An 18,442-nucleotide genomic window follows, 5' to 3' on the forward strand; every position below is an offset into this window, starting at 1 on the left:
GGGGAAAGGAATCACTCGTCTTCCAGCGGCCCCATGGCGGTGGTGTTGAAGCCACCGTCGACATAGAGGATTTCACCGCTGATGCCACTGGCCAGGTCGGAACAGAGGAACGCGCCGGCGTTGCCGACCTCCTCGATGGTCACGTTGCGGCGCAGGGGTGTCTGCCGTTCACTGGCGGCGAGCATCCTGCGGAAGCTCTTGATCCCCGAGGCGGCCAGGGTGCGGATGGGGCCGGCGGAGACGGCGTTGACCCGCGTGCCTTCCGGGCCGAGGCTGCCGGCCAGGTAGCGGACGCCGGCTTCCAGACTGGCCTTGGCCATGCCCATCACGTTGTAGTTGGGCAGGGTACGTTCGGCACCGAGATAGGAAAGGGTCAGCAGGCTGCCGTTGCGGCCTTTCATCATGCCGCGGCCAGCCTTGGCCAGGGCGATGAAGCTGTAGGCGCTGATATCGTGGGCAATCTTGAAACCGTCGCGGGTGGTGACCTCGGTGAAGTCGCCGTCGAGCTGGTCGCTGGGGGCGAAGCCCACGGAGTGGACGATGATGTCCAGGCCGTCCCAGTGCTTGCCCAATTCGGTGAACACCGCTTCGATATCGGCGTCGCTGGCGACGTCACAGGGGAAGCACAGCTCGGCGCGGGAGCCCCAGCCGGAGGCGAATTCCTCGACGCGCCCCTTGAGCTTGTCGTTCTGGTAGGTGAACGCCAGCTCCGCGCCTTCGCGATGCATCGCGGCGGCGATGCCGGAGGCGATGGAGAGTTTGCTGGCGACGCCGACGATCAGCGCGCGTTTACCTGCAAGAAATCCCACGGGTGGTCCTCCTTCCGGTCTCAGTGGGGTTGCGCCGGAACCATGAAGGCGGCTTCCAGCAGTTGCTGCGTGTAGGCGTGCTGCGGCGCGGAAAAGACCTGCTGCGCCGAGCCTTGTTCGACCACCTTGCCATGGCGGATCACCATCAGCTGATGGCTCAGCGCCTTGACCACCGCGAGGTCGTGGCTGATGAACAGGTAGGTCAGGTTGTACTTGGCCTGCAGCCGGCGCAGCAGTTCCACCACCTGACGTTGCACGGTGCGGTCGAGTGCCGAGGTTGGCTCGTCCAGCAGTATCAGCGCCGGCTTGAGCACCAGCGCGCGGGCGATGGCGATGCGTTGCCGCTGTCCGCCGGAGAATTCGTGGGGGTAGCGGTGTCGGGTATCCGGATCAAGGCCGACTTCCGTCAGCGCATCGATGATGGCCTGTTCGCGCTCTTCAGGCGTGCCAATGTCGTGGATGTCCAGGCCTTCGCCAACGATCTGGCCCACGGACATGCGTGGACTGAGGCTACCGAAGGGGTCCTGGAAGACCACCTGCATTTCGCGCCGCAAGGGGCGTACCTGGCTCTGGTTCATGCCTTCCAGGTCGTTGCCCTCGAAGCGGATGCCGCCACGGCTGTTGATCAGGCGCAGGATGGCCAGGCCCAGGGTGGACTTGCCTGAACCGCTCTCGCCGACAATGCCCAGGGTCTGCCCACGGGGCAGGCTGAAATCGATGCCGTCCACCGCCTTGACGTGATCTACGGTGCGGCGGAACACGCCTTTCTTGATCGGGAACCAGACCCGCAGGTCGTTCACGTCCAGCAGCGCCGGGCCGGGTGGATTGTCGGCCGGATTGCCGCTGGGCTCCGCGCCCAGCAGTTCCCGGGTGTAGGGGTGCTGGGGCGACTCGAACAGGGTTTCGCAGGGCGCCTGCTCGACGATGCAGCCGTGCTGCATGACGCACACGCGGTGGGCGATGCGGCGTACCAGGTTGAGGTCATGGGTGATCAGCAGTAAGGCCATGCCCAGGCGCTGCTGCAGATCGCGCAGCAAGTCGAGGATCTTCAGCTGCACGGTGACGTCCAGCGCGGTGGTTGGCTCGTCGGCGATCAGCAGTTCCGGTTCGCAGGCCAGCGCCATGGCGATCATCACCCGTTGCCGCTGGCCGCCGGAGAGCTCGTGCGGGTAGGCCTTCAGACGGCTGGCCGGGTTGGGGATGCCGACCAGGTCGAGCAGCTCCAGGGTGCGCGCCCGCGCCTGGGTGGTGTTCATGCCCTTGTGCAGGGCCAGGACTTCGCCGATCTGCTTCTCGATGGTGTGCAGCGGGTTGAGTGAGGTCATGGGTTCCTGGAACACCATGGCGATGCGGTTGCCGCGAATGCCGCGCAGCTTGCTTTCGGGCAGCTTCAACAGGTCCTTGCCGGCGTAGTGAATGCTGCCGCTGGGATGGCTGGCCGTGGGGTAGGGCAACAGACGCAGGATGGAGTGGGCGCTCACCGACTTGCCGGAGCCGCTTTCGCCCACCAGCGCCAGAGTCTCTCCCTTGCGGATGTCGAAGCTGATCTTCTCGACCGCATGGACCGTCTCGTTGCCGCAGAGGAAGTCCACGGAGAGGTCGCGGATTTCGATGAGGTTTTCGCTGTGGGTCATCTCACTTCCTCGGGTCGAAGGCATCACGGGCGGCTTCGCCGATGAACACCAGCAGGCTGAGCATCACCGCCAGCACCACGAAGGCGCTGATGCCGAGCCAGGGCGCCTGCAGGTTGGACTTGCCCTGGGCCACCAGCTCGCCCAGCGAGGGTGCGCCGGCAGGCAGGCCGAAGCCGAGGAAGTCCAGCGAGGTCAGGGTGCCGATGGCGCCGGTGAGAATGAACGGCATGAAGGTCAGGGTGGAAATCATCGCGTTGGGCAGGATGTGACGGAACATGATCGCCCCGTTGCGCATGCCCAGCGCCCGCGCGGCGCGCACGTACTCCAGGTTGCGGCCGCGAAGGAACTCGGCGCGCACCACGTCCACCAGGCTCATCCAGGAGAACAGCAGCATGATTCCCAGCAGCCACCAGAAACCCGGCTGCACGAAGCTGGCGAGGATGATCAGCAGGTAGAGCACTGGCAGGCCCGACCAGATTTCCAGGAAGCGTTGGCCGAGCAGGTCGATCCAGCCGCCGTAGAAGCCCTGCAGGGCGCCCACGGTGACGCCGATGATCGAGCTGAGCACGGTGAGGGTGAGGGCGAAGAGCACCGAGATGCGGAAGCCGTAGATCACCCGCGCGAGCACGTCGCGCGCCTGGTCGTCGGTACCCAGCCAGTTCTCGCGGGTGGGCGGGGAGGGGGCGGGGACGCGCAGGTCGTAGTTGATGGTGTCGTAGCTGTAGGCGATTGGCGGCCAGAGAATCCAGCCGTCCTTCTGCGCGATCTGTTCGCGCATGTAGGGGCTCTTGTAGTTCGCCTCCATGGGGAACTCGCCGCCGAAGGCGGTTTCCGGATAGCGCTTGACCACCGGGAAGTACCAGTTGCCGTCGTAGCGGATGGCCAGCGGCTTGTCGTTGGCGATCAGCTCGGCGCCCAGGCTTGCGATGAACAGCACGAGGAACAGCCAGAGCGACCACCAGCCGCGCTTGTTGGCCTTGAAGCGCGCCCAGCGGCGCTGGTTGATGGGAGACAGGCGCATCGGTTTACTCCCGGTTCTCGAAGTCGATGCGCGGATCGACCAGCGTGTAGAGGACGTCGCTGACCAGCTTCATGATCAAGCCGAACAGGGTGAAGATGAACAGCGTGCCGAACACCACCGGGTAGTCGCGGTTAAGCGCCGCCTCGAAGCTGAGCAGGCCGAGGCCATCGAGGGAGAAGATCACCTCGATCAGCAGGGCGCCGGTGAAGAAGATGCCCAGCAGCGCCGAGGGCAGGCCGGCGATGACCAGCAGCATGGCATTGCGGAACACGTGGCCATAGAGCACGCGGCGCTCGGTGAGGCCCTTGGCGCGGGCGGTGACCACGTACTGCTTGCCGATCTCGTCAAGGAAACTGTTCTTGGTCAGCAGGGTGATGGTGGCGAAGTTGCCGATCACCAGCGCGGTGATGGGCAAGGCCAGGTGCCAGAAGTAATCGCGGATCTTGCCGCCCAGGCTCAGCTCGTCGAAGTTGTTCGAGGTCAATCCGCGCAAGGGGAACCAGTCCCAGTAGCTGCCTCCGGCGAATAGCACCACCAGCAGGATGGCGAAGAGGAAGGCCGGAATCGCGTAGCCGATGATGATCGCCGAGCTGGTCCAGACGTCGAAGTGGCTGCCATGGCGAACCGCCTTGGCGATGCCCAGTGGGATCGACACCAGGTACATGATCAGCGTGCTCCATAGCCCGAGGGAGACGGAGACGGGGAGCTTCTCGACGATCAGGTCGGTGACCTTGGCGTCGCGGAAGAAGCTCTGGCCGAAGTCCAGGTGCAGGTAGTTCTTGAGCATGATCCAGAAGCGTTCGGGCGCCGGCTTGTCGAAGCCGTACATGCGCTCGATTTCCTTCACCAGCTCAGGGTCCAGGCCCTGGGCGCCGCGGTAGTGCGAGCCGGCCGAGGCGACTTCGCCGCCGCCGCCGGAGATGCGTCCGGTGGCGCCGCCGCTGGCGGCGTCGAAGCCCTCCAGCTTGGCGATCATCTGCTCCACCGGACCGCCGGGGGCGGCCTGGATGATGATGAAGTTGATCAGCAGGATGCCAAACAGGGTGGGGATGATCAGCAGCAGACGCCGCAGGATGTAGGCGAGCATCAGTGCGCGTCCTCTGCCTGGGCGTCATTCGCCGGGGCCTGTGCGGTGGCGTCGGTCTTGGTCGGCACTGCCTGGTCACGGGCCTGCCACCAGGTCATCAGCGCATAGCCGTAGGGCGGCAATTTCTCCGGGTGGGCGATGCGGTTCCAGTAGGCGATGCGCCAGGTGCCCAGGTACCAGTTGGGCACCACGTAGTGGCCCCAGAGCAGCGCGCGGTCGAGGGCGCGGGCGTGGCGTACCAGGCTCTCGCGGGAGTCGGCGTTGATCAACTGGTCCACCAGGGCGTCGATGCCCGGATCGCGCAGGCCGATGAAGTTGCGGCTGCCGGGCTTGTCGGCGCTGCTGGAGTGCCAGAACTCGCGTTGCTCGTTACCCGGAGAGTTGGACTGCGGCCAACTGCTGACGATCATGTCGTAGTCCCGCGAGCGCAGGCGGTTGACGTACTGCGAGACGTCGACCCGGCGCAGCTGCATGTCGATGCCCAGCTCGGCGAGGTTGCGCTTGAAGGGCAGCAGCACGCGTTCGAAGTCGGCCTGGGCGAGCATGAACTCGAAGCTCAGCTGCTTGCCGTCGGGGCCGACCATCTTGTCGTTCTCGATCTTGTAGCCGGCATCGAGCAGCAACTGGTAGGCCTTGCGCTTCTGATCGCGGATGATGCCGCTGCCGTCGCTGGTGGGCGGCACGTAGACCTGGGTGAAGACCTGCGACGGCAGCTTGTCGCGCAGGGGTTCGAGGATCTTCAACTCCTCGGCGTCGGGCAGTTGGTGCGCGGCCATTTCGGAGTTCTCGAAGTAGCTGCCGTCACGCAGGTAGGAGCCGAAGAACAGCTGCTTGTTGGTCCACTCGAAGTCGAACAACTGGGTGATCGCTTCGCGCACGCGCGGGTCCTGGAACACCGGACGGCGCAGGTTGAAGGCATAGCCCTGCATACCCCAGGGGTTGCCGTTGACCGGCTCCTCGCGAACGATGCGGCCGTCGCGCACCGCCGGGGAGTCGTAGGCGGTGGCCCAGTTCTTGGCGATGCGCTCGTCGTTGAAGTCGAACTGCCCGGCCTTGAACGCCTCCAGGGCGACCGTGAGGTCGCGGTAGGAGTCCACCACCACTGCGTCGAAGTTGTTGAAGCCGCGGTTCACCGGCAGCTTCTCGCCCCACCAGTCCTTCACCTTCTCGTAGCGGATCGAGCGGCCGGCGTCGACCTTGGTGATGCGATACGGACCGCTGCCCAGCGGCGGCTCCATGCCGGTCTTGTTGAAGTCGCGGGTGGCCCACCAGTGCTTGGGCAGGATCGACAGCTGGCCGAGGATCAGCGGCAGCTCACGGTTGTTGCCGTGCTTGAAGTCGAAGCGCACGCGCAGCTTGTCTTCGGCCACCACCTTGTCGACGTCCGCGTAGTAGTTGCGGTACATCGGGTCGCCGTCCTTCATCAGGGTTTCGAAGGTGAACACCACGTCCTCGGCGGTGACGGGCGTGCCGTCCTGGAATTTCGCCTCGGGGCGCAGGAAGTAGCGCACGAAGCGGTGCTCCGGGTCTTTCTCGATCTTTTCCGCAAGCAGGCCGTATTCGGTGAAGGGCTCGTCGAGGGAGTGGAAGGTGAGGGTGTCGTAGATCAGGTTGATCTGCGGCGCGGAGTTGCCCTTGGCGATAAAGGGGTTGAGGCTGTCGAACCCGCCGAAGTCGGAGAGACGCAGGGTGCCGCCCTTGGGTGCGTTCGGATTGACGAAGTCAAAGTGCTTGAAGTCGGCCGGGTACTTCGGCGCTTCGTCATAGAGGGTGATGGCGTGCTGCGGCGCGGCCTGCGCACTGCCCAGCAGTCCCAGCAACAGGCCGGCGAACAGCGCGGCGCGGCGGGGGCTCTTCATAGGGTGTTCTCCTGATTTTTCTGCCACCAGGCACGCAGGCCCAGGGTGTAGGGCGGCGTGGTGACGAAGGCGAAGCGGTTGCGGTACGCCAGTCGATGCTTGTTCAGGTACCAATTGGGAATGCTGTAGTGCTGCCAGAGCAGCACCCGGTCCAGGGCGCGGGCGGCGGCTTCCTGCTGGTCGCGGTCGGTGGCGCCGAGGAGTTTGTCGAGCATCGCGTCCACCACGGGGTTGGCGATGCCCGCATAGTTCTTGCTGCCCTTCACCGTCACCTGGCTGGAGTGGAAGTACTGCCATTGTTCGAGGCCGGGGCTCAGGGTCTGGGGCAGGGTCATCAGAATCATGTCGTAGTCGAACTGGTCCAGACGCTGTTTGTACTGGGCTCGGTCCACGGTACGCAAGCGCGCATCGATACCAATGCTGGAGAGATTCTCGCGGTATGGCTGGAGAATCCGTTCCAGGCTCGGGTTGACCAGCAGGATTTCGAAACGCAAGGGCTTGCCGCTGGCGTCCAGCAGGCGGTCGCCGGAGAGTTTCCAGCCGGCGTCGGCCAATAGACCCAATGCGTGGCGCAGGGTTTCCCTTGGAATGCCATGGCCCTGGGTGACCGGTACGGTGAAGGGACGGGTGAACAGCTCCTCCGGCAATTGCTTGCGGTAGGGGGAGAGCAGCAGCCACTCCTGGCCCTGGGGCACACCGGTGGCGGTGAAGTTGCTGTTGGGGTAGTAGCTGCTGGCGCGCACGTAGGCGTCGTTGAACAGCGCGCGGTTGGTCCACTCGAAGTCGAACATCATGCCGAGGGCTTCGCGCAGGCGGCGATCGGCGAAGGTCGGACGGCGCGTATTCATGAACAGCGCCTGGGTCTGGGTGGGAATCTTGTGCGGGATTTCCGCGCGAACCACATCGCCCCGGCGCAGCGCCGGGAAGTGATAGGCACTGCGCCAGTTCTTCGCCTGGTGCTCGATGTAGAAGTCGAATTCGCCGGCCTTGAAGGCTTCGAAGGCGATACCGGCATCGCGGTAGAACTCCACCTCGACGCGGTCGAAGTTGTACTTGCCGCGATTGACCGGCAGGTCCGCGCCCCACCAGTCCTTCACCCGCTCGAACACCAGTCGCCGGCCAGGGCTGACTTCGCTGATCCGGTAGGGACCGCTGCCCAGGGGCGGCTCGAAGGTGGTGGCCTGGAAGTTGCGATTCTTCCAGTAATGCTGCGGCAGCACCGGCATTTCGCCCAGGCGCAGGATCAGCAGCGGGTTGTCGTGGCGTTTGAAGACGAAGCGGATGCGCTGGGCCGAGAGGATATCGACCCGCTGCACCTCCTGCAGCGCGGTGCGGTACATCGGATGCCCGTGCTTGAGCAGGGTGCGATAGGAGAACGCCACGTCGTAGGCGGTGATCGGCTTGCCGTCGTGGAAGTGTGCCTGCGGACGCAGGTTGAATACCACCCAGCTGCGGTCTTCGGCGTACTCCACGCTGCCGGCGATCAGGCCGTAACTGGAGGCGGGCTCGTCGCCCGACGGGTCATAGAGGCCGGTACCGACCATCAGTGGCTCGTTCAGCTCGCTGACGCCGTACTGCAGGAAGTCGGCCGTGCTGATCGGCGGGCTGCCCTTGAAGGTATAGGGATTGAGCGTGTCGAAGGTCCCCAGGCCCATCAGACGCAGGGTGCCGCCCTTGGGAGCCTTGGGATTGACCCAGTCGAAATGGTCGAAGCTGGCGGGATATTTCAGGTCGCCGAACTGTGCGTAGCCGTGGCTTTCAGTGATCTGGGCTGAAGCGGGCAGACTGAGCAGCAGGCCGAGGAGCAGGAGGGGCAGGCGACGCATCGGGCGTAGGGTCCGATCCTTGGCTGGGCGAATGGCTCCGTACAGTAGCAGCTTGTCCGTGCCGCCAGAAGCCGCGCGCCGGGACATTTGCGTCACGGCGCGTAACGACGGTCAGCGGCTGGCGGTGTCGAGGTAGAGCGTGAGGGTCTGGCCCGGCTTCAGGGCCTTGCCGCTGCGCGGGTTCCAGCGCTTGATGTGCTGCATTTCGACATTGAAGCGCTTGGCGATCAGGTACATCGAGTCGCCTTGCTGGACCTTGTAGTAGGTCACGTTGTCCTGCTTGCTCTTGCTGCGCGAGGCCACCTGCTGGGTTGCGGCGCTGGATCCGCCTTGCAGCTTGAGGGTCTGGCCCGGCTTGACGCCATGGCTGTCCAGGTTGTTCCAGCGCTTGATGTCGGCGACATCGACGTCGTTCTTCTTGGCGATCTGCCAGAGGGTGTCGCCGTTCTTCACGGTGTAGGTGCGGGCTGCGCCGCGAGTGGAGGTGCGCTCGACCTGTGCCAGTTGACGCGGGCTCTCCGGTTCGACGACCGGGCGGCCCGGTTGGCCGGGGATCACCAGGACCTGGCCATTGCGCAGGCGGTTGGCGCTCAGGCGGTTGGCGGACTTCAGTTCGGCGACGGTCAGGCGGTAGCGCTGGGCGATGCTGTGCAGGCTGTCACCCTTGCGCACGCGGTACTGCTTCAGGCCTTTGCTGGTCGTCGATGCGGAGGAGGCGATCGAGGCGTAGGCGCTGATCGGCTGCGGTGTCAGCGTGTCGATGCCGGCCTTCAGGGTGTCGGCCTTGTCCTTGGGCACCAGCAGATGGTGCGGGCCGTCGAGGGTCACCTTGCGCTTGAAGGCGGGGTTGAGCTGGTACAGCTCATCCTCGTCGAGGTCGGCGAGGGCGGCGACCCGCGACAGGTCGAGGCCTGGCTTGATGCGAATCGAGGTGAAGTAGGGCTCGTTGGCAATCGGGTTGAGGTTGATGCCGTAGATGGTCGGCGCGTTCACCAGTTGCGAGAGCGCCAGCAACTTGGGCACGTAATCCTGGGTTTCCTGCGGTAGCGGCAGGTTCCAGTAGTCGGTCGGCAGGCCGAGGCGCTCGTTACGTTCGATGGCGCGGCTGACGGTGCCCTCGCCGGCGTTGTAGGCGGCCAGCGCGAGCAGCCAGTCACCGTTGAACATGTCGTGCAGGCGGGTCAGGTAGGTCAGCGCGGCGTTGGTCGACGCCTGGATGTCGCGGCGACCGTCATAGAAGTTGGTCTGGCGCAGGTTGAAATGGGTGCCGGTGCTGGGGATGAACTGCCACAGGCCGACGGCCTGGGCGCGGGACACCGCCATCGGGTTGTAGGAGCTTTCGATGACCGGCAGCAGGGCCAGTTCCAGCGGCATGTCGCGCTCTTCCAGGCGCTCGACGATGTAGTGCATGTAGGGACTGCCGCGTTCGCTGGCGTTTTCCAGGAACGACGGGTTGCTCATGAACCACAGGCGCTGGCGCTCGATGCGCGGGTTGGTGTCGATCTGGTCCTGCAGCTGGAAGCCCACGCGCATGCGCTCCCAGATATCGTTCTGGGCATCCGACCAGGCCGGATTGAACTTCACGTCGACGGCGCGGGTGGCATTGCGGGCCTGGCTGTCGGTGGCGACGTGCTGGGTCGACTGACAGCCGGCCAGGCCCGCGGCGAAAAGCACCACGGAAACTCGGACAGCACGAGTCAATGCGTCTAGATCGAAGGTCTTGCTGGTCTTTGGCGGCATTGGCTGATGACTATGTCCGGGGCAAAAATTTCGGGGATTCTAGGAACCGTGGTTGCCCTGGTCAAGATTTCGCCACCCCTCAGAACTGGTCCTTCCAGCGGCGAAGGGTCGCAAAGACCTCGTCCGGCGTGCGGATTTCTTGGCCGTTCCGCTCGTCGGCGATTTTCTTAACGGATGTTTCCGACACACGAAGGAAGGGATTCGTCGCCCGTTCCAGGGCAATGGAGGAGGGCAGGCTGATCTTCCCCTGCTCGCGCCAGCGGCTGACCTCTTCGAAGCGCTCGCGGACCTCGGGATTCTCCGGCTCCACCGCACAGGCGAAGCGCAGGTTGCTCAGGGTGTATTCGTGGGTGCAGTAGACCTGGGTCTGACCCGGCAGCGCGGCCAGGCGGCTCAGCGAGGTGTGCATCTGCGCCGGGGTACCTTCGAACAGGCGGCCGCAGCCGGCGGCGAACAGGGTGTCGCCACAGAACAGCAGCGGCGGCTCGTGGTCCTGATTGAAGTAAGCGATATGGCCGAGCGTGTGGCCGGGAACATGGATGACTTCGAAGCTGAGGCCGAGCACTTCGACGCGGTCGCCGTCCTTGAGCGCTTCGTCGCGCGCGGGGATCTTCTCGCTGGCCGGGCCGAGCACGCGGGCGCCAGTCCTGGCCTTGAGCTCGGCGACGCCGCCGACGTGGTCGGCGTGGTGGTGGGTGACCAGGATGTCGGTCAGGGTCCAGCCGGGGTGGGTGTCCAGCCAGGCCAGTACCGGGCCGGCGTCGCCCGGGTCGACCACCGCGCACTGGCGGCGGGTTACATCCTGCAACAGCCAGAGGTAGTTGTCGGAAAAGGCGGGTAGCGCGTCTATCTGTATCATGGCCGGAAAGTCGCTAAGTAGTGGGCATTGGCGCATAGTAGTGCGGATACGCACTTTTGTGTCGCGCACTCCCACAGGGGGTAGTGATGATCGAACCCGAACCCTTCGCCCAGGCCGACGCCGACTGGCTGGAGCTGATCGCCCAGGCGCGTGACTGGCTGGCCGGCCCGATCGGCGGAATGATGCTCGCCGAAGAGCAGCAACTGCTGACCGACGAGCTGGAACGCTATTTCGGTGGTTACCTGGTGCATTACGGCCCGCACGCCGAGTTGCCGGCCAGCACCGGCAACATCCAGCGTGGCGTGCGGCTGGGGCCGCCGCTGCCGGGGGTGGAGATCGCCTGTGACGAGGCGGCCTGGCCGTTGGGCGAACATGCCGCCGACGTGGTGCTGCTGCAGCATGGCCTGGACTTCTGCCTGTCGCCGCACCGGCTGCTGCGCGAAGCCGCGCGCAGCGTACGACCGGGCGGGCACCTGCTGGTGGTCGGGGTCAATCCCTGGAGCGCCTGGGGCATCCGCCACTACTTCGCCCGCGATGCCTTGCGCCGTGCCCGCTGCATCTCGCCAACGCGGGTCTGCGACTGGCTCAACCTGCTGGGATTCGCGCTGGAGAAACGCCGCTTCGGGTGTTATCGTCCGCCGCTTGCATCGGCGAAATGGCAGGGCCGCCTGGCCCGCATGGAGACCTGGGGCCCCGTCCTGCAGGGCTCTGGCGCCGGCTTCTATCTATTGGTGGCGCGCAAGCTGGTGGTCGGTTTGAGACCCCTGCGCCAACCTCGCCGCGAGCCACGCGGGCAACTGGTGCCGCTGCCGGTGGCCAAGGTCAGCCGCCGCGATTCCGAGTCCTGAACACGAGCGATATGAGCGAAGAGAAAGTCGAGATCTACACCGACGGCGCCTGCAAGGGTAACCCGGGTCCGGGAGGCTGGGGCGCCGTGCTGTTCTACAAGGGCGCCGAGCGCGAGCTGTGGGGCGGCGAGCCGGAAACCACCAATAACCGCATGGAACTGATGGCCGCCATCATGGCCCTGGCCGCCCTCAAGCGGCATTGCGATGTGCGCATCGTCACCGACTCGCAGTACGTCATGCAGGGCATCACCGAGTGGATGGCCAACTGGAAGAAGCGCGGCTGGAAGACCGCCGCCAAGCAGCCGGTGAAGAACGCCGACCTGTGGCAGGCGCTGGACGAGCAGGTGAACCGGCATAATGTCGAGTGGCGCTGGGTGCGCGGCCATACCGGCCACCCCGGCAACGAGCGCGCCGACATGCTCGCCAACCGTGGGGTGAGCGAACTGCCGCGCTAAGAACCTGTTTACGATCTGCTGCGCGTCGGCAGAACTGCGTTAAAAACAGGCTCGGAATGCTCATTTACAGCTCGTAAACTCCGCTTCCTCGCCTGTTTTTGCCTTGTACTGCTCTAGCTCGCAAGATCGTAAACAGATTCTAGGTATCCAGGTATCAAGATCAAGGTCGCCCGGAGTGTTTCGGGCCATCTCCGCAAAGAAGGTTTCTCACAGAATGCGCAGCGTCGTACTCGATACTGAAACGACCGGTATGCCGGTCACCGACGGTCACCGGATCATCGAGATCGGTTGCGTCGAGCTCGAAGGCCGCCGCCTCACTGGCCGGCATTTCCACGTCTACCTGCAGCCCGACCGCGAAGTGGACGAAGGCGCCATCGCGGTACACGGCATCACCAACGAATACCTGAAGGACAAGCCGCGCTTCCGCGAAGTGGCCGACGACTTCTTCGAATTCATCAACGGCGCGCAACTGATCATCCACAACGCGGCGTTCGACGTTGGCTTCATCAACAACGAATTCGCCCTGCTGGGGCAGTCCGAGCGTGCGGAAGTCGCCGACTACTGTTCGATTCTCGACACCCTGCTGATGGCCCGTGAGCGCCATCCGGGCCAGCGCAACAACCTCGACGCCCTGTGCAAGCGCTATGGTGTCGACAACTCCGGCCGCGACCTGCACGGCGCACTGCTCGACGCCGAGATCCTTGCCGACGTCTACCTGGCGATGACCGGTGGGCAGACCAGCCTGTCGCTGGCCGGCAATGGTGCAGAGGGTGACGGCAGTGGTCGCGCCACGGCTACGGCGATTCGTCGTCTGGCGGCCGAGCGCGGCCTGACCCGGGTGATCCGGGCGACCGACGCAGAGCTGGAGGCCCATATTGCACGCCTGGCGGTGATCGAGAAGTCCGCCGGCGCTCCGCCGCTCTGGGTACAGATGGAAGCGCCGAAGGAGTGATCCTTCGCGTTGCATGAGAAAAGGCCCCTGACAGGGGCCTTTTTCGTTTCGACGGGCTGTCTTCGTAGGAGCGGAGCTTGTCCGCGAAATCCTGCGCGGATGAATCCGTTCTATCCGAGAGTTGCGGATGTCTTGCGTTCGCGTAGGGGCGTACTTCGTCCGCGATGCTTCTGGTTTAGGTGGTCTGCGCCGCTTCGACGTGCGCTGAGAGATTTTGTTTCGCCCCCTCGGGCGAGTCCCTTTTGTCAAACGACACAAAAGGAACCAAAAGGTCTTGCCCCGGACATCCGGTTTTTCGCTCAGGCGAAAAATTCCCTCGCTCCATCGAAGTTTCAGGGGCACGCCACGACGGGCCATCCCTGGCCCATCGTGGCTCTCGCGACATCCATGTCGCTCATCCCCTGAAACTCCGATTCCACTCGGCCTCCTGAACGGGACGGTCTGGAGTGTGCGGAAGTTTCTCTGGAAGTCTTCAATTGCCAGAGCCAGAGCCAGAGCCAGAGCCAGAGCCAGAGCCAGAGCGTAGCGCTCGGAATTAACGGGCTGCACCTGTCACCCACGCGACGTTTTATTACAGCCGTCAGCCGACCGCATTCCCCTACATTTCGTGAGTCCATACTCTAGTGAGGATCGACGCCAGCAGAGCGTCCGCCTCAGGGGCTCACAATGTATAAAGACCTCAAGTTCCCCATCCTCATCGTTCACCGCGACATCAAGGCCGACACCGTGGCCGGCGACCGCGTCCGCGACATCGCCCGCGAGTTGGAGCAGGACGGCTTCACCATTCTTTCCACCGCCAGCTCCGCCGAGGGACGTATCGTCGCCTCGACTCACCATGGGTTGGCCTGCATTCTGGTTGCCGCCGAGGGGGCGGGGGAGAACCAGCGCTTGTTGCAGGATGTGGTGGAGCTGATCCGCATGGCGCGGGTGAGGGCGCCGCAACTGCCGATCTTCGCCCTCGGCGAGCAGATGACCATCGAGAACGCGCCGGCCGAGTCCATGGCCGACCTGCACCAGCTTCGCGGCATCCTCTACCTGTTCGAAGACACCGTGCCCTTCCTCGCCCGCCAGGTCAGCCGCGCCGCGCGCAAGTACCTGGAAGGCCTGTTGCCGCCGTTCTTCCGTGCCCTGGTGGAGCATACCGCGCAGTCCAACTATTCCTGGCACACGCCCGGCCACGGCGGTGGCGTGGCCTATCGCAAGAGCCCGGTGGGGCAGGCGTTCCACCAGTTCTTCGGGGAGAACACCCTGCGCTCGGACCTCTCGGTCTCGGTGCCGGAGCTCGGCTCGCTGCTCGACCACACCGGCCCTCTGGCCGAGGCGGAGGCCCGTGCGGCGCGCAATTTCGGCGCCGACCACACCTTCTTCGTGATCAATGGCACCTCGACGGCGAACAAGATCGTCTGGCACTCCATGGTTTGCCGCGACGACCTGGTGCTGGTGGATCGCAACTGCCACAAGTCGATCCTGCACGCGATCATCATGACCGGCGCGATTCCGCTCTACCTGATGCCGGAGCGCAATGAGCTGGGCATCATCGGGCCGATCCCGCTGTCCGAGTTCAGCCGCGAGTCGATTGCCGCGAAGATCGCCGCCAGCCCGCTGGCGCGGGGGCGCGCACCCAAGGTCCGGCTGGCGGTGGTGACCAACTCCACCTACGACGGCCTCTGCTACAACGCCGAGATGATCAAACAGGCGCTGGGGGACAGCGTCGAGGTGCTGCATTTCGACGAAGCCTGGTACGCCTACGCAGCCTTCCATGACTTCTACGATGGGCGCTACGGCATGGGGACGAGCCGCCAGGACAGCGGCCCGCTGGTGTTCACCACCCATTCCACCCACAAGATGCTCGCCGCCTTCAGCCAGGCCTCGATGATCCACGTGCAGGACGGCGGCGCCCGGCGTTTCGACCGGGCGCGCTTCAACGAAGCCTTCATGATGCACATCTCCACCTCGCCGCAGTACGGCATCATCGCTTCGCTGGATGTGGCCTCGGCGATGATGGAAGGTCCGGCGGGGAGCTCGCTGATCCAGGAAACCTTCGACGAGGCGCTGAGCTTCCGCCGTGCCCTGGCCAACGTGCAGCAGAATCTCGCCGAGGACGACTGGTGGTTCTGTGTCTGGCAGCCGCCAGGCGTGGAGGGTACCGACGAGGTGAGGACCCGCGACTGGGTGCTGGAGCCCAATGCCGACTGGCATGGCTTCGGCGATGCGGTCGAGGATTACGTACTGCTCGATCCGATCAAGGTCACCCTGGCCACGCCCGGCCTCACCGCCGGCGGGCGGCTGGACGCGCGGGGTATTCCCGCTGCGGTGGTCAGTCGCTTCCTCTGGGAGCGCGGGCTGGTGGTGGAGAAGACCGGCCTGTACTCCTTCCTGGTGCTGTTCTCCATGGGCGTGACCAAGGGCAAGTGGAGCACCCTGGTGACCGAGTTGCTGGAGTTCAAGCGCAGCTACGACGCCAACCAGCTGCTGGCCGATGCACTGCCCAGCGTCGCCCAGGCAGGCGGGGCGCGCTATGCCGGCATGGGCTTGCGCGATCTGTGCGACGAGCTCCACCACTGCTACCGCGACCACGCCACCGCCAAGGCGATGAAACGCATGTACACCGTGCTGCCGGAAATCGCCATGCGCCCGGCCGATGCCTACGCGCAACTGGTACGCGGGGAAGTGGAGGCGGTGCCCATCGATCAGTTGCTGGGGCGTATCGCGGCGGTGATGCTGGTGCCTTATCCGCCGGGTATCCCGCTGATCATGCCGGGCGAGCGGTTCACCGAGTCCACCCGCTCGATCCTCGACTACCTGGCCTTCGCGCAAAGCTTCGAGCGTAATTTCCCCGGCTTCGACTCGGACGTGCACGGTTTGCAGGTCCACGAGGTGAACGGCGAGCGGCGCTACACCGTGGAGTGCTGCAAGTGACGGGAGGGCCCTGGTGCGCGGGGCCCGCCGCTTTTCCAAAGACCAACTATTCTTGTCGGGATCGGTACAGGGAGAAACGAGGAAAAAGGGAGGTTTCCCCATGCGCTGTCCCTCGGCACTGCCGAACGAAAGCGAACGCCTGAGCGCACTTTCCGACTACGGGTTCGACGATGAAGCCCTGCTGCCCAGCCTGGACCCGGTGGTGCAGATCGCCGTGCGCATGTTCGGCATGCCGGTGGCCGCAGTGAACATGATCGGCAGCAATCACGTGTTCTTTGCCGCGGCCACGGGCATCGGCGAGGTGGACATGGGGCGCGACGTGTCCTTCTGCGCCCATGCCATCACCCAGAACGAGGTGATGGTGGTGCCCGATGCTCGCACTGACGAGCGTTTCCACGACAACCCGCTGGTGACCCAGCCTTCAGGCATACGTTTCTACGCGGGGGTGCCGCTGCTGTCGGTGGAAGGTCACCCATTGGGCGCCCTGTGCATCATCGACAGCCAGCCCCATGAGGATTTCTCCGGCGACGACCGGGAGCGCCTGCGCGAGCTGGCGCGCATGGCGGCCGACCGCCTGGAGCTGCGCCGTATCGAAGTGATGTCGGCGCGCACCCGGCCGCTGTTCGAGGAATACGCCGGCAGTTCGCCCACGCCGGTTGTCTGGTTCGACTGCTGGGGCGAGATCGTGGCCTGGAACGAAGCGGCCGCCAATCTCTACGGCTATGCGCTGGATGAAGGGGCGGGACAGGCATTCGAGCTGCTGCTGCCTGAGCGTGGTCGTGCGGCATTCCGCAGTCTGATCAACCGTGCCATCGACGCCACTTCGCTGGACGGCATGGATGTGCCGGCGGAAATCACCGGTGTGCGCCAGGACGGCACCGAACTGGCTCTCGGGCTCACGCTGTTCTGCTGGACGGAAAAGGGCAAGCTCAAGTTCGAGGCGGTGCTCAAGGACCTGACGGCGTTGCATCAGGAAGAGGAGGCGCTGCGCCAGTTGGCCAGTGTCGATGTGCTCACCGGCCTGGCCAACCGGGGCCGTTTCTACCGGGTCACCGAAGACCTCCTGGTGCAGTCGCGTCCGGCGGCGGTGCTGATGATCGACCTGGACGGCTTCAAGGACGTCAACGACTCGCTGGGGCACGCGGTGGGCGATGGCATCCTGCGCGAGGTCGCAGCGCGCCTGCAGCGCCTGGCCAGCGCCGACGCCACGGTGGCGCGCATCGGTGGCGACGAGTTTGCCATCCTCGAACCGAACCTGATCTCCCCCGAACAGGCCATGCGCCTGGCCCAGGCAGCCATTACCCGTATCGCCGAGCCCATCATCATCGATGCCCACGAAGTGCGGGTGGCCGCCAGCTGTGGCGTGGCCATGGCGCCGCTGCATGCCCAGGAAGCGCTGGAACTGGTCGGTGATGCGGATCTGGCGCTGTTCAAGGCCAAGAGCAGCGGCCGTGGCCACGCCTTCGTCTTCGTCCCGGCGCTGAAGATGGAGGCGGCGGCACGGCACCTGTATGGCATGGAATTGCACCGCGCCGTGGCCAACGGCGAATTCCTGCTGTACTACCAGCCCCAGGTGAGCCTGCGAGACGGTTCCCTGTGCGGGGCGGAAGCACTGATTCGCTGGCAGCACCCGCAGCGCGGACTGCTGTCCCCGGCGGCCTTCCTGCCATCGCTGGAAGGCGGACCGCTGGCGGCCATCGTCGGCGCCTGGATTCTCGACGAAGCCTGCGCCCGGGTCGCCTACTGGCGCCGCAACGGCATGCCGCAGATACGCATGGGGGTGAATCTGTTCGGTGCGCAGTTCCGCATGGGCAACCTGGTCTCCCAGGTGCTCGACGTGCTGGAGCGTCACGGCCTGCCGGCCGACGCGCTGGAGCTGGAGATCACCGAGAACATCGTGCTCAACCACGACGACGTGGTGCTCAATACCCTGCGCACGCTGCGCAGCCATGGCGTGGGGCTCGCCTTCGACGACTTCGGCACTGGCTACGCCTCGCTGAGCCTGCTCAAAACCTATCCGCTGAGCCGGATCAAGATCGACCGCTCCTTTGTGATCGGCATGCTGGAATCCCAGCAGGACCTCTCGGTGATCCGGGCGATCCTCGACATGGCCCGCAGCTTCGACCTCGAGACCATTGCCGAAGGCATTGAAACGTCGGCCCAGCGTGATCGTCTGCGCGCCGAGCACTGTGCGGAGGGGCAGGGCTACCTGTTCGCCAAGCCGATGCCGGCCAACCTGTTCGAGCAGGTCTTCGGCATCGGTGCTCGCCAGTCAGGCTCCGCTTAGCGACCTGAGGTGAATTTTCGCAGCGTGGATTGATCTCGCTCCGGGAAAACGCTCGAAGCTTGCACATTCGCGGCGGAAACTGTTTCCTCCTTGGTCCTGTGCTGTCTACCCTGTAGGGCAGATCGGAACTTCGAGTCCGAATCCGG

13 protein-coding genes are annotated in these 18,442 nt (G+C 64.8%); 5 read left to right on the top strand and 8 right to left on the bottom strand.

Going from position 1 to position 18,442, the window contains the following annotated elements; all coding sequences use genetic code 11:
- Positions 1-11: 11 nt before the first annotated feature.
- The 8 genes from fabI to gloB all read right to left on the bottom strand — a co-directional run bounded on the left by fabI (position 12) and on the right by gloB (position 10,835).
- Positions 12-809: an enoyl-ACP reductase FabI gene (gene fabI, locus SD196_RS10950; protein WP_370601314.1), complete on the bottom strand. Its 798-nt coding sequence runs from the start codon at positions 807-809 to the stop codon at positions 12-14.
- A gap of 20 nt (positions 810-829) precedes the next feature.
- Positions 830-2,443: an ABC transporter ATP-binding protein gene (locus SD196_RS10955; RefSeq protein ID WP_370601315.1), complete on the bottom strand. Its 1,614-nt coding sequence runs from the start codon at positions 2,441-2,443 to the stop codon at positions 830-832.
- 1 nt (position 2,444) lies between these two features.
- A complete protein-coding gene (locus SD196_RS10960; protein ID WP_275607610.1) occupies positions 2,445-3,464 on the bottom strand; it encodes an ABC transporter permease in 1,020 nt (339 codons plus the stop codon).
- A 4-nt stretch (positions 3,465-3,468) separates the two neighbouring features.
- Complete coding sequence (locus tag SD196_RS10965) at positions 3,469-4,551, bottom strand: microcin C ABC transporter permease YejB (protein ID WP_275607609.1); 1,083 nt, start codon at positions 4,549-4,551, stop codon at positions 3,469-3,471.
- The gene (locus SD196_RS10970; protein ID WP_416311440.1) at positions 4,551-6,410 is read right to left on the bottom strand and encodes an extracellular solute-binding protein; all 1,860 of its coding nucleotides are present in this window, start codon (positions 6,408-6,410) and stop codon (positions 4,551-4,553) included. The genes SD196_RS10965 and SD196_RS10970 overlap by 1 nt, the downstream gene beginning before the upstream one ends.
- Positions 6,407-8,236, bottom strand: a complete 1,830-nt coding sequence (locus SD196_RS10975) for an extracellular solute-binding protein (protein WP_416311441.1) — start codon at positions 8,234-8,236, stop codon at positions 6,407-6,409. Before SD196_RS10975 ends, SD196_RS10970 begins: the two co-directional genes overlap by 4 nt.
- Before the next feature lie 111 nt (positions 8,237-8,347).
- Positions 8,348-9,976 carry a LysM peptidoglycan-binding domain-containing protein gene (locus SD196_RS10980; RefSeq protein ID WP_416311442.1) on the bottom strand — a complete coding sequence of 543 codons (1,629 nt, stop codon included), beginning with the start codon at positions 9,974-9,976 and terminating at the stop codon, positions 8,348-8,350.
- A gap of 79 nt (positions 9,977-10,055) precedes the next feature.
- Positions 10,056-10,835: a hydroxyacylglutathione hydrolase gene (gene gloB, locus SD196_RS10985; RefSeq protein ID WP_331314167.1), complete on the bottom strand. Its 780-nt coding sequence runs from the start codon at positions 10,833-10,835 to the stop codon at positions 10,056-10,058.
- An 86-nt stretch (positions 10,836-10,921) separates the two neighbouring features.
- On the opposite strand from gloB, the gene SD196_RS10990 reads away from it, so the two are divergent.
- From SD196_RS10990 to SD196_RS11010, 5 genes are all read left to right on the top strand, one after another.
- Complete coding sequence (locus SD196_RS10990) at positions 10,922-11,683, top strand: class I SAM-dependent methyltransferase (protein WP_207885686.1); 762 nt, start codon at positions 10,922-10,924, stop codon at positions 11,681-11,683.
- Positions 11,684-11,694: 11 nt separating this feature from the next.
- Positions 11,695-12,138, top strand: a complete 444-nt coding sequence (gene rnhA / locus SD196_RS10995; RefSeq protein ID WP_275607604.1) for a ribonuclease HI — start codon at positions 11,695-11,697, stop codon at positions 12,136-12,138.
- A gap of 214 nt (positions 12,139-12,352) precedes the next feature.
- Positions 12,353-13,090 (top strand): DNA polymerase III subunit epsilon, encoded by a 738-nt coding sequence (dnaQ, locus tag SD196_RS11000; protein ID WP_275607603.1) that lies wholly within the window; start codon positions 12,353-12,355, stop codon positions 13,088-13,090.
- A gap of 666 nt (positions 13,091-13,756) precedes the next feature.
- On the top strand, positions 13,757-16,009 hold the full coding sequence (locus SD196_RS11005; protein WP_416311443.1) for an Orn/Lys/Arg decarboxylase N-terminal domain-containing protein: 2,253 nt from the start codon (positions 13,757-13,759) through the stop codon (positions 16,007-16,009).
- A 100-nt stretch (positions 16,010-16,109) separates the two neighbouring features.
- The gene (locus SD196_RS11010; RefSeq protein ID WP_416311444.1) at positions 16,110-18,296 is read left to right on the top strand and encodes a putative bifunctional diguanylate cyclase/phosphodiesterase; all 2,187 of its coding nucleotides are present in this window, start codon (positions 16,110-16,112) and stop codon (positions 18,294-18,296) included.
- Positions 18,297-18,442: the final 146 nt, after the last annotated feature.

It is taken from the genome of Pseudomonas macauensis (assembly GCF_047902425.1).
Taxonomy (GTDB): Bacteria; Pseudomonadota; Gammaproteobacteria; order Pseudomonadales; family Pseudomonadaceae; genus Pseudomonas.

Bases quoted from the DNA above. Each gene is read 5' to 3' on its own strand.
- SD196_RS10960 (WP_275607610.1), bottom strand. From the start codon at position 3,464: ATGCGCCTGTCTCCCATCAACCAGCGCCGCTGGGCGCGCTTCAAGGCC.
- SD196_RS10990 (WP_207885686.1), top strand. From the start codon at position 10,922: ATGATCGAACCCGAACCCTTCGCCCAGGCCGACGCCGACTGGCTGGAG.
- SD196_RS11005 (WP_416311443.1), top strand. From the start codon at position 13,757: ATGTATAAAGACCTCAAGTTCCCCATCCTCATCGTTCACCGCGACATC.
- gloB (WP_331314167.1), bottom strand. From the start codon at position 10,835: ATGATACAGATAGACGCGCTACCCGCCTTTTCCGACAACTACCTCTGG.
- SD196_RS10965 (WP_275607609.1), bottom strand. From the start codon at position 4,551: ATGCTCGCCTACATCCTGCGGCGTCTGCTGCTGATCATCCCCACCCTG.
- SD196_RS10970 (WP_416311440.1), bottom strand. From the start codon at position 6,410: ATGAAGAGCCCCCGCCGCGCCGCGCTGTTCGCCGGCCTGTTGCTGGGA.
- SD196_RS11010 (WP_416311444.1), top strand. From the start codon at position 16,110: ATGCGCTGTCCCTCGGCACTGCCGAACGAAAGCGAACGCCTGAGCGCA.
- SD196_RS10980 (WP_416311442.1), bottom strand. From the start codon at position 9,976: ATGCCGCCAAAGACCAGCAAGACCTTCGATCTAGACGCATTGACTCGT.
- rnhA (WP_275607604.1), top strand. From the start codon at position 11,695: ATGAGCGAAGAGAAAGTCGAGATCTACACCGACGGCGCCTGCAAGGGT.
- dnaQ (WP_275607603.1), top strand. From the start codon at position 12,353: ATGCGCAGCGTCGTACTCGATACTGAAACGACCGGTATGCCGGTCACC.
- SD196_RS10955 (WP_370601315.1), bottom strand. From the start codon at position 2,443: ATGACCCACAGCGAAAACCTCATCGAAATCCGCGACCTCTCCGTGGAC.
- SD196_RS10975 (WP_416311441.1), bottom strand. From the start codon at position 8,236: ATGCGTCGCCTGCCCCTCCTGCTCCTCGGCCTGCTGCTCAGTCTGCCC.